At 68.0% G+C, this 14,580-nt stretch carries 9 protein-coding genes; 3 read left to right on the top strand and 6 right to left on the bottom strand.

Translation table 11 applies throughout. The features are described from left to right. Nucleotides 1–18: 18 nt before the first annotated feature. The 3 genes from cydD to LDO15_RS08150 all read right to left on the bottom strand — a co-directional run bounded on the left by cydD (nucleotide 19) and on the right by LDO15_RS08150 (nucleotide 6,517). Complete coding sequence (gene cydD, locus LDO15_RS08160; RefSeq protein WP_223985805.1) at nucleotides 19–3,795, bottom strand: thiol reductant ABC exporter subunit CydD; 3,777 nt, start codon at nucleotides 3,793–3,795, stop codon at nucleotides 19–21. A gap of 7 nt (nucleotides 3,796–3,802) precedes the next feature. Next, the gene (gene cydB, locus LDO15_RS08155; RefSeq protein ID WP_223985802.1) at nucleotides 3,803–4,852 is read right to left on the bottom strand and encodes a cytochrome d ubiquinol oxidase subunit II; all 1,050 of its coding nucleotides are present in this window, start codon (nucleotides 4,850–4,852) and stop codon (nucleotides 3,803–3,805) included. 63 nt (nucleotides 4,853–4,915) lie between these two features. Then, nucleotides 4,916–6,517 carry a cytochrome ubiquinol oxidase subunit I gene (locus LDO15_RS08150; protein WP_223985799.1) on the bottom strand — a complete coding sequence of 534 codons (1,602 nt, stop codon included), beginning with the start codon at nucleotides 6,515–6,517 and terminating at the stop codon, nucleotides 4,916–4,918. Between the two features lie 434 nt (nucleotides 6,518–6,951). On the opposite strand from LDO15_RS08150, the gene LDO15_RS08145 reads away from it, so the two are divergent. Both LDO15_RS08145 and LDO15_RS08140 read left to right on the top strand, forming a co-directional pair. Further along, nucleotides 6,952–7,338 (top strand): BlaI/MecI/CopY family transcriptional regulator, encoded by a 387-nt coding sequence (locus LDO15_RS08145; RefSeq protein WP_223985797.1) that lies wholly within the window; start codon nucleotides 6,952–6,954, stop codon nucleotides 7,336–7,338. A gap of 6 nt (nucleotides 7,339–7,344) precedes the next feature. After that, on the top strand, nucleotides 7,345–8,334 hold the full coding sequence (locus tag LDO15_RS08140) for a M56 family metallopeptidase (protein ID WP_223985795.1): 990 nt from the start codon (nucleotides 7,345–7,347) through the stop codon (nucleotides 8,332–8,334). Between the two features lie 158 nt (nucleotides 8,335–8,492). Here the strand turns inward: LDO15_RS08140 and LDO15_RS08135 are convergent, their stop codons facing one another. Both LDO15_RS08135 and LDO15_RS08130 read right to left on the bottom strand, forming a co-directional pair. Next, nucleotides 8,493–10,037 carry a M20/M25/M40 family metallo-hydrolase gene (locus tag LDO15_RS08135; RefSeq protein ID WP_223985793.1) on the bottom strand — a complete coding sequence of 515 codons (1,545 nt, stop codon included), beginning with the start codon at nucleotides 10,035–10,037 and terminating at the stop codon, nucleotides 8,493–8,495. Between the two features lie 168 nt (nucleotides 10,038–10,205). Continuing rightward, nucleotides 10,206–12,314 carry a DNA topoisomerase IV subunit B gene (locus tag LDO15_RS08130; RefSeq protein WP_223985791.1) on the bottom strand — a complete coding sequence of 703 codons (2,109 nt, stop codon included), beginning with the start codon at nucleotides 12,312–12,314 and terminating at the stop codon, nucleotides 10,206–10,208. Nucleotides 12,315–12,564: 250 nt separating this feature from the next. On the opposite strand from LDO15_RS08130, the gene LDO15_RS08125 reads away from it, so the two are divergent. Then, entirely contained in the window at nucleotides 12,565–12,786 is a 222-nt protein-coding gene (locus tag LDO15_RS08125; RefSeq protein WP_208748566.1) for a hypothetical protein, read from the top strand. A gap of 242 nt (nucleotides 12,787–13,028) precedes the next feature. Here the strand turns inward: LDO15_RS08125 and LDO15_RS08120 are convergent, their stop codons facing one another. Beyond that, the gene (locus LDO15_RS08120; RefSeq protein ID WP_223985789.1) at nucleotides 13,029–14,366 is read right to left on the bottom strand and encodes an RNA polymerase sigma factor; all 1,338 of its coding nucleotides are present in this window, start codon (nucleotides 14,364–14,366) and stop codon (nucleotides 13,029–13,031) included. Between the last annotated feature and the right edge of the window lie 214 nt (nucleotides 14,367–14,580).

The following is a 14,580-nucleotide window of genomic DNA, read 5'->3' as shown; positions in this document are numbered from 1 at the left end:
AACAGGCTAATCGGCGGCCTACCCCCGCGCCAGCACCGCCGCCGGAACCGGATCCTCGCCCGAGGGGCCCGCGGGCGCCGCGGCAGCAGCGGCGTCGAGGTCCAGGCGGGTGTCGGCGACGTCGATATCGTCCGGGTTGTGGGTCACGAGGACCACGGTCCGGTCCCTTAGCCCGTCCCGCAGTTCGGCCAGCATCTGCCGCCCGGACTCGGCATCGAGGTGCGCGGTGGGTTCATCGAGCAGGATGACATCGGCCCCGGTCATGAGTGTGCGCGCGACGGCCAGCCGCTGGCGTTCGCCGCCGCTGAGAAAAGCGCCGCCCGGTCCAATCCGGGTGTCCAGCCCGTCCTGAAGCCGGGCGAGCACAGGACCGAGCCCCACCGCGTCCAGGTTTGCACGCATCTGGTCCTCGACGTCGGCTGCCGCGGCTTCCCCGGCGGCGCGCGGCTCCGGCCGCGCCAGCAGAAGGTTGCCGCGGATGGTCGAGTCAAACAGGTGTGCTTCCTGCGGGCACCAGGCGGCGCGGCCGCTCAGGAACAGGTGGCCACCGGCGGCCGGCAGGAAGCCCAGGATCACGGCCAGCAGGGTGGACTTGCCGGATCCGGATGCGCCTGTCACGGCGAGCCAGCGGCCAGGGCGGGCCTCGGCCGTCAGTCCGGCAAAGACGTTGTCGCCGCCCGGCCACGCGGCGGCAAGGTCCACGAGTTCGATCCCGGGCGTACCGCCAGGCCGTGCCGCCACCGGCACCAGGCCGCCGGCAGCTTCGTCACCCTGCGAGTTCGCCCCCGGTTCCAGAACGCCGGCCTCGCTGATCCGCCGCAGCACTGAGCGCAGCGCCGGATACTGCCGCACCGCCGTCGTGATGGCCGCGTAGGGGTCCACCAGGGCGAGCTGCACAAGGACGACGACGGCGACCGTCGCCGGCTCCACCGCGCCGCTGAGGGCCAGCGGGGCGGCCAGTACAGCGCTGGCCAGCGCGGCACCGGCGCAGGCCAGCACGGTCAGGGACTGGCCCAGCCCTTCCGCCCACGCCGAACGCTGCGAGGCGGCGGTCGCGGACCGGTCGGCCCGGCTGATCGCGCCGAGCACCGGCGCGCTCACGCCGTTCGCGTGGAGTTCCGCGCGGGCGTCCAGGGCGGCGGCGACGTCGCGGAGCACTTCGGAACGGAGCCGCTGTTCGGTGCCTGCGGACATCCGGTCCGCGGCCAAGGCCAGCGCAGGGGCCACGACGATGCTGAGCAGCGCAGCTGCGACCACGGCAGGAAGCGCCGCGGGGAGCAACAGCCCGATCCCGACTATCGCGGCCGCGGCGACCGCGACGGCGGTCAGCGGCGGCAGCACGACGCGGGGAAGCAGCTCCCGGACGGTGTCGACGTCGTCCACCACGGTGCCCAGGACGTTGCCGCCCTGCAGGAGCCGTCGCAGTGACAGGGCGCGCCGGCTCAGCGATTCCCACAGCCGGCCCCGGAGCCGGGTCAGGGCGGCGAACACGGCGTCGTGCAGCAGTAGGCGTTCGGCGTACCGCAGGCCCGCCCGGCCCACGCCGAAGAACCGCACCCCGACGATCGCGGTGAGCAGATACAGGATGGGCGGCTGTTCGCTGGCGCGGATGATCAACCAGCCGGAAAGCCCGGCGAGGGCCACGGCGAACAGGGCCGCGAGGGTGCCCACGGCTCCGGCGGCCGCAAACCGTCCCGTCACCGGGGCCAGCAGGCGCCGCAGCTGGGCACCGACTGAGCCTGCTGAGCTGGCTGAGCTGTCTGAGCCGGCTGAGCTGTCTGAACCGGACGTGACGGTGGAGTCCGTAGCAGGAACGGAGGTTGTGGACTGGACCGCAGAAGTCACGTCGGCCACCGGGCGTGCCGGCACCCGCGCCGCAGCCGGCGTCCTCATCGTCGCGGTCGTCATTGCGGTCGTCGCAATAGTCGCGGTCGTCGCCGCAAGAGGGCCCGGGGCTGGAGAGGAGCCCGGGACCGGGACCGCTGCGCGGACATGGCCGCTGGCGGCCAAGGGCCGGACTGCTGCAGGCTGGACGTCCGCGTCTCCCCCGGCGGATGTCGGCAGCGGCGTGGCGGAGTCCAAATGCTCGGTGCCCTTGTACCCGCCGCCGCGCGGCGCCACCGCGACAAGCGTGTCGGCCAGCTCCCGGGTCTGCCGGTCGTGCGCGACGAGCAGCACGGTGACCTGTCCGCGGAGCTCCGCGAGGGCCCGGTTGACCACGTTGGCCGTTCCGCGGTCCAGGTGGGCGGTCGGTTCGTCCAGGAGCAGCAGGCGGGCGCCGGCCTCGATCCTGGCCAGCCCGCGGGCCAGCGCCACGCGCCGCAGCTCCCCCGGGCTCAGCTCGGCCGGGTGTTTGGCCGTCAGGTGCCCTGCCGCCACCGCCTCGAGGCAGCGCCGTGCCGCGGCATCGCTTTCCCCGCCAGCCCGGGTGCCGGCCTCGGTGATGGCCTGCGTGGTGGTCCGTGCGCGGGCCGGGCTGCCGGCCCCAGCGGTGTCCCGCCCAAACCTTGGCGCGCCGAGATACAGCCGGACCTCGTCCAGCACCGTGGAGGCCACCATGACGGGATGCTGTGGAACCCAGGCGAGCCCCGCCGTCGTGAATCCTCCGATGCGTCCGGAGACAGCCGTTCCCGCACCAGTCCCGACGGTCCCGGCAAGGACACCGAGCACCGTGCTCTTGCCGGCGCCGCTGGGCCCGTCGAGGGCCGTGATCCGGCCGGCGGCGGCGGTGAAGCTCAGTGGCCCGACGGCGTCGTCCGTGCGGCCGCCGAAACGGACCGCGAGCCCGTCCACGGTGACCGCAGGCGGACCAGCCGCCGCACCCGCGGCCCCGCCAGCAGCATCGCCAGGGCTCAGCGGCACGGCACCCGGATCCGCAAGGACCTCAGTGGTTTCGGCGAGCGCCGCCCGGCCTTCGTCGCTGGCGTGGTGTGCGGTGCCCAGCTCGCGGAGGGGCAGGTAGCAGTCGGGAGCCAGGATGAGCGCAAGCAGCCCTGCCTCAAGCGCCATGTCGCCGTGAACCAGGCGGACGCCGATGAACACGGCGACCACCGCCACGGAAATCGTCGCGATGAGCTCCAGGGCCAGTGCGGAGAGGAAGGCGGTGCGCAACGTCCCCATGGTCCGGGAACGATATTCCTCGGACATTTCCTCCAGCGCCTTGCGCTGGGCGGCGGCCCGGCCCAGGCCCACCAAGACGGGCAGGCCCTTGGCGAGCTCGAGCATGTGGCCGGAGAGCCGGGCCAGCGCCGACTGGGCTTCCCTGACACGTTCCTCCGTGTACCGCCCGATAAGCACCATGAACAGGGGCACCAGGGGCACCGTCAGGACGATCACCACCGCGCTGATCCAGTCGGCGAACAGGATGCGGGCGCCCAGCAGCAGCGGGATCGCCGCGCAGTTCACCAGGGCGGGCAGGAACTGGGTGTAGTAGTTGTCCAGCGCATCAAGCCCCCGGGTGGCCAGGACGGCGAGACCGCCGTCGGCCGGGCCGGCCGACCGTGTTCCGCTCCTCAGCGCCCGCTCCAGAAGTTGCGAGCGGAGCTCCTCCTTCACCCCCAGCGCCGCCCGGCGCGAGGCCACCGACTGGGCCCACACGGTCAGTGAGCGCAGCACGGCCCCGGCCACCCCGAGGACGAGCTGGTCGGCCCAAGCAGGATCATGCGCCGCGAGACCGGCGAGCATCGATGCGACAGCCTGCGCCATCAGCACGAGCGACAGGGCCTTCAGTGCGGCCAGCAGGCCCAGCAGGTAGAGCGCGGAACGGGTTGCGGGGCCGGCGGGGAACGGTCTCATCAGGCAGTTAGTCCTTCGGTGCGAGCGCTTTGGCGGCAATCGCGGGCAGGAAGCTGTGGGCCTCGGGGATGTGTGCGGCGCTTACCCGGCGCCGGAACACCCAGTACGTCCAGGCCTGGTATGCCAGGACGAGTGGCAGCCCGATGCAGGCCACGATGCTCATCAGGCCCAGGGTGTAGTCCGAGGACGAGGCGTTGGTGACTGTCAGGTTGAATGCGGAATCCAGGGTGGACGGCATCACCACGGGGAACGCGGCACCGAAGATGGATGCGCTGCCGAGCAGGAGGAACGCCCCCAGTGACATGAAGGCACGGCCCTCGGCACCCTTGCGGGCGAAGTTCCAGGCGAGTACTGCTGCCACGACGGCTGCGACGACGGCGGCCATGGTCCAGGCCTCGCCGCTGAGCAGCTGCAGGCTCACGGACCAGCCGGCGATGGGCAGCAGCAGTACGGGCAGGAGCCGGACGAACCACGCCCGCGCCCGGTGACGGACCTCGCCGTCGGTCTTCAGCGCCAGGAACCCGAGTCCGTGCAGGAGGGAGAACCCGACGACAGCGAGACCGCCAAGCACGGCATAACCGCTGAACCAGGCGAACGGTCCGCCCACGCGGTCGCCGTTGGCGTCAATGGGCAGCCCCGTGGTGGTCAGCGCCAGCGCGGCGCCCACACCGAAGGCTGCGACGAAGGAACCGGCCGAGATGGCCCAGTCCCAGCGGGCGCGCCACTTCGGGTTGTCCACCTTTCCGCGGTATTCGAAGGCGACCGCACGGAAGATGAGCGCCACGAGGACCAGCAGGAGCGGCAGGTACAGTGCGGAGAACAGCGAGGCGTACCACAGCGGGAACGCCGCGAAGGTGGCACCCCCGGCAGTCAGGAGCCAGACCTCGTTGCCGTCCCATACCGGGCCGATCGTGTTGATCAGGACGCGGCGCTCCGTGTTGTTCCGGGCGAATCCCTTCATTAGCATGCCGACGCCGAGGTCGAAGCCCTCGAGAAAGAGATATCCCGTCCACAGCACCGCGATGGCTATGAACCAGATGGTGGGTAGCAGTTCCATGCTGAGAATCCTCTGCGCTTCTTCGTGTGGGTTGCTGAATAGGTGGGGTTGCTGTGCGGGCGCTTAGTACGCGAAGGCCAGGACGTCGTCGCCGTCGGGCTTGCCCGGAGTTCCGCCCGGGGGCGTTCCGTCGCCCGACTTGTCCGCCGGGGCGTGCACGAGCTCCGGCATGGAGGAGGCGACGCCGCCGCGGATGTATTTGACCAGGAGCCTGACCTCCACCACCAGCAGCACCGCGTAAATGGCGGTCAGCACCACGAGGGAGGTCAGGATCTCCCCGGCCGAAACGCCCGGGGAGACGGCCGCGGCGGTGAACATGAAGACCTGGTCGATTCCGCTCGGGTCCGGGTTCGGGGCGACGACGAACGGCTGGCGGCCCATCTCGGTGAAGATCCAGCCCGCGGCGTTGGCACCGAACGGAGCGAGGATGCCGAACACCGCCAGGCGCATGAGGCCGCGGGAGGCCGGCACGGTTCCCTTGCGCGTGGCCCAAAGCGCCACGAGGGCTGCGAGGGCGGCCAGCCCGCCGAAGCCGATCATCATCCGGAAGCCCCAGTAGGTGACTTCCATGACCGGCACGTACTGGATTTGCTGGCCGGCGCGGTCTCCGTAGATGGGGTTGTCCGGCAGGGTGGTGCCGTACTTGGCCTGGTATTCGTCCAGCAGGCTGTTGACACCCTTCACCTCGGTGCTGAAGTCGCCTTTGGCCAGGAAGGACAGGATGCCGGGGACCTCGATGACGGCCACGATGTCGTTGCAGTTCTTGGAGCCGACGTTGCCGACGCTGAGGACGGAGAAGCCGGTGCCGTCGTGGCAGGCTGCCTCGGCGGCGGCCATCTTCATGGGCTGCTGTTCGAACATGAGTTTGCCCTGCAGGTCCCCGGTGACGGCGGTGCCCGCGAAGGAAATCATGGCGACGACGGCGCCGATCCGGAGCGAACGGATCCAGACGGTGTGGTCGTTGCGGTCCCGTCCGGGGATGCCGGCGGCCTCGCCGGGGATCACCTTGCCGTCGGCCCCGACCGTGTCGATGCCGTCGTGGCGGCGGCGCCACAGGTGGTACCAGGCGATGCCGAGCAGGAAGGCCCCGGCGACCGCGAGGGCGCCGAAGAGCGTGTGCGGCACGGCGACGAGGGCGGTGTTGTTGGTGAAGACGGCCCAGGCGTCGGTCATGACGGGCCGGCCGTTGACCATTTCGACCCCGACGGGGTGCTGCATCCAGCTGTTGGCCACGATGATGAAGTAGGCCGAGAAGACCGAGCCGATCACGGCGATCCAGAGGCAGGCCAGGTGAAGGCCGGGCTTGAGCTGCTTCCAGCCGAAGATCCACAGCCCCAGGAACGTCGACTCCACGAAGAAGGCCAGGAGCGCTTCCATGGCCAGCGGGGCGCCGAACACGTCCCCGACGAAGCGGCTGTATTCGCTCCAGGCCATGCCGAACTGGAACTCCTGCACAATTCCGGTGGCGACACCCATGATGAAGTTGATCAGGAAGAGCTTGCCCCAGAACTTGGTCATCCGGAGATACTCCGGCTTGCCGGTGCGGTACCAGAGCGTCTGGATCACCGCCACCACCAGCCCGAGGCCGATCGTGAGGGGCACCATCATGAAGTGGTAGACCGTGGTGATTCCGAATTGCCAGCGTGCGATTTCCAAGGCGTCCAAGGCAGTCCCTACTTTTGCTAGGCTCGAGCAACTTCTACGCGGCGTAGAAGTACAACTTCTACAGAGTGTAGAACACATCGGCGTCACTCCGTAACCCAGACTCCCATGGCGCGTCACACCCCGCAATGGGCCGGACAACCCCTGTCCGCGCCCGGGCAGCCCGTCACGGGCGGCCGCCCCGCGGGCCGCAGGACCGCCGCGTCACGGGCCGCAGGACCGCCGCGCCACGGGCCGCAGGACCGCCGCGCCACGGGCCGCAGGACCGCCGGCCGGCAGGCCGGGCGACACGCCGGGTGGCCGTGTTCTACTTCATGTAGAAAGAATGCGCAAAACGCGGTAAATTTGTAACTGAAGTATTCACATACACCGCCCCGGCAGGCACCAGCATTTGCCCAGCATGACGCCGGCGCGGCAGTCGAAGAAGGATGTACGCAATGGCAAGTCTCGGTGAACTGGAACGGGCAGTGATGGACCTGCTCTGGGCGGGCCAAGAAGCTGCGACGGCCAATACGCTGCGGGATCTCCTCGCGCAGAGCACCAGCCCCCAGGACGGCACGGCCGGTCACGAGGGCAAGGACCTCGCGGTCACCACTGTGCTGACCGTACTCTCGCGCCTCGAGCGCAAGGGCCTGGTGGAGCGCGAACGCGGCACCCGCCCGCACCGCTACCAGGCCGTCTCCAGCCGCGCGGACCACACCGCGGAACTCATGCACGAGGTCCTCGGCTCCGCACCGGATCGAGAGGCCGTACTGGCCCGGTTCATTGGTTCCGTCACGGACAACGAGGCAGAAACCCTGCGCAAGCTGTTGGGCCGCAGCTAGCGCCCGATGTTCTGGACCTCATATTTTCTGGCGGTCCTGGCGATAGCGCTGGCGTGGCCGGTGCCTATCCTCCTCTCGCGCGCCCAGTGGCCGGCGCGCTCCCCCTTCACGGCCATGCTGCTGTGGCAGGCCATCGCCCTGGCCGGCGGCCTGTCCATGATCGGCGCCATGCTGGTCTACGGGCTCGAACCGGTCGGGGACAACCTGCTCTCGGGCCTGCGGGCCTTGGCGGGGATGGTCTTCAACAATGCCCCCACCACCGAGCTGGGCTTCTGGCACATCTTTGCCCTCTCGGCCGCGGCTCTCCTGACGGCACACCTCGTGTTCACCCTGCTGCTGACGTACTACAAGATCCAGCGCCAGCGCCGGCGCCACCGCGAACTGCTGGACCTGCTCGCCTCGCCGTCCGCCGACGGCCCGGGAACCGTGGTCCTGAACGTTGACTCGCCCGTGGCCTACTGCCTGCCCGGCGGCGCACGCTCCGTGACGGTACTCTCCGACGGACTCATGGCCGCGCTGGAACCCGATGAACTGCGCGCGGTGCTCATTCACGAGAACGCCCACCTGAGCCAGCGCCACCACCTCCTGCTGTGGGCCTTTGCCGCGTGGCGCCAGGCCCTGCCATGGCTCCCCACCACCAGGCTGGCGCAGGAGTCGGTCAACTCCCTGATCGAGATGCTGGCGGACGACGTCGCACTCAAAACGGAAAGCAAGGCCACCCTCATCCGGGCGATCGCCATTGTTGCCAGCGGTTCCCCGGCTGCCCCGACGGCGCGCCTGGCGTTCGGCGAGCCCGGCCTGCCCGACGCGGACCCCGGCCAGCCCGGCGCCACCGGGGGCACCGGCTCGGCGGGCACGACGGCGTCCCGCGTCAGCCGCCTGCTCTCGCCTCAGCCGCCGCTCCCCGAAGCGCTGCGCGCCGCCGTCCTGGCAGCCTGCGTCCTGCTGCTGGCCCTGCCGACGGCCCTGCTGCTGGTTCCGGGGCTGCTCGGCTGAGCCGGTCGCTTCCGCACCCATGCTGCCAGCGCTGACACATCCTCCTGCTCAGGCACCGGGCCGCCCCGCCTGACGACGGGCGAAGCGGTCCGGGTGGAGCTGTTCGTGCGGTTCTTCAACACGCGGTCACTTCAGCACGCGAATATTTCAGCACGCGGCTACTTCAGCAGCTTGCTGGCCTTGTATTGAAGGTCAGCGCTGCCGGAGCCGTTGCCCTTGGAGGTTCCGTTGATCGCCGAGGTGGTCATGGCAAAGGTCAGGGTGGAGTGGGCAATCGCGTCGGCCATCTGCTCCAGCACAGTGGTGTTGACGTTGTCGTTGTCGTCCGCTGTGTCGAGGGCGTCGCAGGCCGCGTGGTAGCAGGCGTCATAGGGAACGCCCGCGGTCCCGCCGAATACCGCCGCCTCGTCTGCTGTCTTCAGCCCCTCAGCGCCGGTGAACAGGCCGCCCGCCGGAATCCCGTTGTCGATGAAGCCGGAGTAGTCCGAGCGCCCGTCGAACTCCGTCGGCGCAGTCGGCAGGTTCTGGGACTTGAAGTAGTCCAGGAAGACCTTCTCGACGAGCGCGGAGCCGTTGGGGCCCTTCGTGCCGAACGAGGAACCGTCGCCGTCGTAGACGAACCGTACGAAGTTCGGCGAGCCGACCATGTCGAAGTTGAGGTTGACGGAGTGCCCCTTGATCTGGCTCGACGTCAGCTGGGACACATAGTAGTCGGAGCCGATGAGTCCCGGCTCCTCGCCTCCCCAGAAGGCGAAACGGACCCTGTTGACCGGGGTCTGCCCGGTCGCCTTCAGGTGGATCGCCGTCTCGAGGATGGAGGCAGTACCGGTGCCGTTGTCGTTGATGCCGGGCCCTTCAGGCACAGAGTCCAGGTGCGCTCCCACAACGACGGTGCGGTCGGACCGTCCGCCGGTGTCGGCCAGAATGTTGAAAGACGTCAGCGAGGTGACGGTGGCGTTCACCGAGAGGTGCATGCTCACGCCAGTCAGCCCGGCGAGTTCGGCGCCGGTGGCGAAGCTTGTGCTGACCACAGGAATGCCGGCCTGAGGGGCCCCGAGTGTGCCGGCGAAAAGTTCGAAACGCTCGTCGCCCGGGTCCACATTGCCCTGGTTGAAGATGATGACGCCGGCTGCCCCGGCCGCCGCGGCGTTGTCCGCCTTGATCCGGAAGCTACAGGTGCCGCGCTGGATCAACGCGATGCTGCCGGCAGTAAACCCGCCAAAATCGGATGCCTCGCAGCCGCTCGTGGATGCCCGGTCGCCGGTCAGATTGAGGTCGACGGCAGCCAGGGGGGCCGTGACGTTGCCGGAACCGGAGTAGGTCATGTCCAGGAAGCCGTCCGGGGCGTCATAGCCGTAGCTTTTCGGAGACGGCGCCAGACGTTCCAACGACGCCGAGACGGTCTCGTACCGGTCGTAGGGAAAGGTCTGGCGGACCGGGGTGTATCCGGCGGCCCGCAGCTTGTCCTCGATGTACCGGGCGGAGGCTTCGTAGCCCGGAGTGCTCGCCGCTCGGGTGCCATCGTTCGCGTCTGCGACCGCCTGGAGGGCTGCGAGATGCTTCATGATGTTCGTCGCCGACACAGCCGCACGCAGTGGTGCCGTGTTTGTTCCGTTGTCAGCGAGTGCGGGCGGCGCAAGGCTGGCCGCCAATCCGATCGAGGCGGCGATGGCCGCACGGCGGATATTCCGGCGTTGCTTCATAGGGATCTCCTGGATTTCGGCTGCGGAATCCGAGTCCGGGCGTCATTGCCCACATCGGTGAGATGACGCTATCGGATACACCTTGGGCGAAGGTTGGGAGACCCCGGTGGCGGCGGGACGGCCGAGACGGGACATCATCCCGTCGCCCGGACCGTCCGCCGCCGGGTGTCAGGCGTCGATGCGCTCCCGGTCCAGGCTTGCGGCGCCCGCAATGATGAAGTCCTTGCGCGGCGCCACGTCGGAGCCCATGAGGAGGTCGAAGGTGTCCTCGGCCTGCTTGGCGTTTTCGATCCCGACCTTGCGGAGCGTGCGGTGCCGCGGGTCCATGGTGGTTTCGGCCAGCTGCTCGGCATCCATCTCGCCCAGCCCCTTGTAGCGCTGGATCGGTTCCTTGTAGCGCTTGCCCTCCTTGGCCAGCCGCGCCAGCAGGACGTGGAGCTCAGCCTCGGAGTACGTGTAGATCATCTCGTTGGCCTTCTGGCCGGCGTTAATGACCTCCACACGGTGCAGCGGCGGGACGGCGGCGTAAACGCGGCCCTCGTCGATCATCGGACGCATGTAACGGAAGAAAAGCGTCAGGAGCAGTGTCCGGATGTGGGCGCCGTCGACGTCGGCGTCGGTCATGAGGATCACCTTGCCGTACCGGGCGGCGCTGATGTCGAACGTCCGGCCCGAGCCGGCTCCCACCACCTGGATCAGGGCCGCGCACTCGGCGTTGGAGAGCATGTCCCCCACGGAGGCCTTCTGGACGTTGAGGATCTTGCCGCGGATCGGCAGGAGCGCCTGGAAGTCGGAGGACCTCGCCAGCTTGGCGGTCCCAAGGGCGGAGTCACCTTCGACGATGAACAGTTCGGAGCGGCCGACATCGTCGGTGCGGCAGTCGGCGAGCTTGGTGGGCATGGAGGACGTTTCCAGCGCATTCTTGCGGCGCTGGGTTTCCTTGTGGACGCGCGCCGAGATGCGGGACTTCATCTCGCTGACGACCTTTTCCAGCAGCAGCGCGGACTGGGCCTTGTCGTTGCGGTGTGACGAGGTCAGTTTGGCGTTGATCTCGTGTTCCACCACCTTGGCCACAATGGCCCGCACGGCGGAGGTGCCCAGGATTTCCTTGGTCTGGCCCTCGAACTGGGGCTCCGCGAGCCGGACGGTCAGGACCGCGGTCAGCCCGGCGAAGATGTCATCCTTTTCGATCTTGTCGTTGCCGGCCTTGAGCTTGCGGGCGTTGGTTTCCACGGCCTTGCGGAAGGTCTTGAGCAGGGCCTGCTCGAAGCCGGACTGGTGGGTGCCGCCCTTGGGCGTGGCGATGATGTTGACGAAGCTGCGGACCGTGCTGTCGTAGCCGATCCCCCAGCGCAGGGCGACGTCGACCTCGCAGTCGCGTTCGACTTCGGCGAGGTGGCTGTGGCCCTTCTCGTCGAGCACGGGCACGGTCTCCTTAAACTTCCCGGCGCCGTGCAGGCGCCAGATGTCCGTGACGGCAGGATCTGCGGCAAGGAATTCGACGAACTCGGAGATGCCGCCGTCGTGGTGGAACACCTCCTCATGCGGGCCCGATTCCCCCGGCGTGCCGGCAACCCGGCGTTCATCCCGGACCGTGAGCTTGAGCCCGGGGACCAGGAACGAGGTCTGGCGGGCACGCGCGGCGAGATCATCGTAGGAAAACTTGGCGTCGGGCGTGAAAATCTGCCGGTCCGCCCAGTAGCGGATCCGGGTTCCCGTGACGCCGCGCTTGGCCTTGCCGATCACGTCGAGCACGGAGCCGTCAACGAACGGTTCGAAGATGGAGGCCGGGTCCGGCTTGGTGCCCGGATCCTTGAAGCGGCCGGGCTCACCCCGCCGGAAGGACATCTTGTAGGTCTTGCCGCCGCGGTCCACCTCGACGTCGAGGCGGGCCGAGAGGGCGTTGACCACGGAGGCACCCACGCCGTGCAGGCCGCCCGAGGCCGTGTACGAGCCGCCGCCGAACTTTCCGCCGGCGTGCAGTTTGGTGAAAACCACCTCGACGCCGGTCAGCCCGGTTTTCGGTTCGACGTCCACGGGGATGCCGCGGCCGTCGTCGTGGATCTCCACGGAGTTGTCGGCGTGCAGGATGATCTTGATGTCATGGCCGAACCCGGCGAGGGCCTCGTCGACGGAGTTGTCGATGATTTCCCAGAGGCAGTGCATGAGTCCGCGGGAGTCCGTGGAGCCGATGTACATGCCCGGGCGCTTGCGGACGGCCTCGAGGCCCTCCAGCACGGAGAGGTGCCGGGCGGTGTAATCAGAACTGGGTGCCACGGGTCGTGAACTCCTTACAGGATCGGGACGGCCCCGGCAGCGTGCACAGGCGGGCCGTCACAGTATTAACGCTCTTCCTAGGTTAGTCGGACTCCGGGTCCTCCCCGGTTTGCCACTCCCCGCGGGGACTCTTCGGCCGCCCGCCGTTACTGAGACGTGATACGCGGACAGCGAAAGTGGGCCATCCATGCGATGGTTTGGCCCCGAATGCTGGTTATATAGGTATACCGATCTACTAAGGAGGCCGAACATGACAACAGCAGTTGCGGACCGCACACTGACCGCCGCAGACCGGTGCGATCGTTGCGGAGCACAGGCATACGTCCGGGTTGTTCTCGGTGCCTCCGGCGGTGAGCTTCTTTTCTGCGGCCACCACGCACGCGCCGTAGAGCCGACACTCAAGCCGCTCAGCTCAGACTGGCATGACGAGACTGACCGCCTTCACGAGAAGGCCCCGGTTCCGGTCGACTAGACCACACCGGTTCCAGCTCGGCTCCCACCGGGTCCGGGCGACCTGAGACCACTGCACCAGGGCCCCTCCATTCGGAGGGGCCCTGGTTCGTTAAGCCCAATTCGCTAAGCCCAATTCATGAAACCCAAGGTTCTCCAGCAACAGCAACGCGGGGTCATTTCCGGCCCATTCCTCCGTTGAGGATGGGCGGGAAGTGACCCCGCGTTGCTTGAAACTGCGTTCGGTCTGCGCCAGCTCCGGGATTAGTCCAGGTAGTCGCGCAGGACCTGTGACCGCGACGGGTGCCGTAGCTTGGACATGGTCTTGGATTCGATCTGGCGGATGCGCTCACGCGTCACACCGTAGACCTTGCCGATTTCGTCTAAAGTCTTCGGCTGTCCGTCGGTGAGGCCGAAGCGCATCGCGACCACACCAGCTTCGCGCTCGGACAACGTGTCCAGCACCGAGTGCAGCTGTTCCTGCAGCAGGGTGAAGCTCACGGCATCCGCGGGAACCACAGCTTCGGAGTCCTCGATGAGGTCACCGAACTCGGAGTCGCCGTCTTCGCCCAGCGGGGTGTGCAGCGAGATGGGCTCGCGGCCGTACTTCTGGACCTCGACGACCTTTTCCGGCGTCATGTCCAGCTCGAGGGCCAGCTCCTCCGGTGTGGGTTCGCGGCCCAGGTCCTGGAGCATCTGGCGCTGGACGCGGGCGAGCTTGTTGATGACTTCCACCATGTGCACCGGGATGCGGATGGTGCGGGCCTGGTCGGCCATGGCGCGGGTGATCGCCTGGCGGATCCACCACGTGGCGTAGGTGGAGAACTTGAAGCCCTTGGTGTAGTCGAACTTCTCGACCGCGCGGATCAGGCCCAGGTTGCCTTCCTGGATCAGGTCCAGGAACAGCATGCCGCGGCCGGTGTAGCGCTTGGCCAGCGAGACGACCAGGCGGAGGTTGGCCTCCAGCAGGTGGTTCTTGGCACGCTTGCCGTCGTGGATGACGAATTCAAGCTCACGCTTGAGCTTCGGATCCATCGTGCCGTCGTCGGCGGCGATCTTCTCCTCGGCAAAGAGACCGGCCTCGATCCGCAGGGCCAGGTCAACTTCCTGCTCGGCGTTCAGCAGGGCGACCTTGCCGATCTGCTTCAGGTAGTCCTTGACGGGGTCGGCCGTGGCGCCGGCGGACATGACCTGCTGCACCGGGGCATCGTCGTCGTCGGCGTCGGAGTATACGAAGCCGGAGCCGGTGGTCGCTGCGGCCTTGCCGGCAACCTCTTCGCCCTCTACTTCGTCGCCGAGCTCGGCGGCATCGGGGGCGATGTCGTCGAGGTCCTCATCGACGTCGACATCATCGTCATTATCACTGGCTGATTTACCCGCGGCCTCGGCCGCGGCTTTGGCGCCGGGCTTGGGCCCGCGCTTCTTGGGCTCAGGCTTGGCGACTCCGGATACGGTGTCGCCACCCTCTGCGGAAACGGCGTCCTTGACAGCCTTGTTGGCTGCACGCGTAGCGGCGCGCTTGGCGTTAGTCGCCGCCTTCTTTTCCTCAGGGGACATTTCGGCCTGGTCGGCGGGTTCCTTCTTCGCGGAAGACGGGGTCACTGAAAACCTTTCTAGCTGCGGTCTGCGGATCGCCATACGGGCAACACCACTATGACCCTGTCAAGTCCGTGTTCGACATCAGGTGCAACCACGACCAGCAGAGCCACTTAGTAGAACTGCTGGAGTGGCCTTAATGTTCCCTGTTTCCAAGGTTCATTACGGCACTTGATACACGGACCCAACCGGGTCTCGGCAACCATTGTCTCACGGTTTT

Source organism: Arthrobacter sp. NicSoilB8 (assembly GCF_019977355.1).
Classification (GTDB): domain Bacteria; phylum Actinomycetota; class Actinomycetes; order Actinomycetales; family Micrococcaceae; genus Arthrobacter.
Note: the sequence above shows the minus strand (reverse complement) of the source record. Positions and strands in the feature narration are given on the sequence as shown.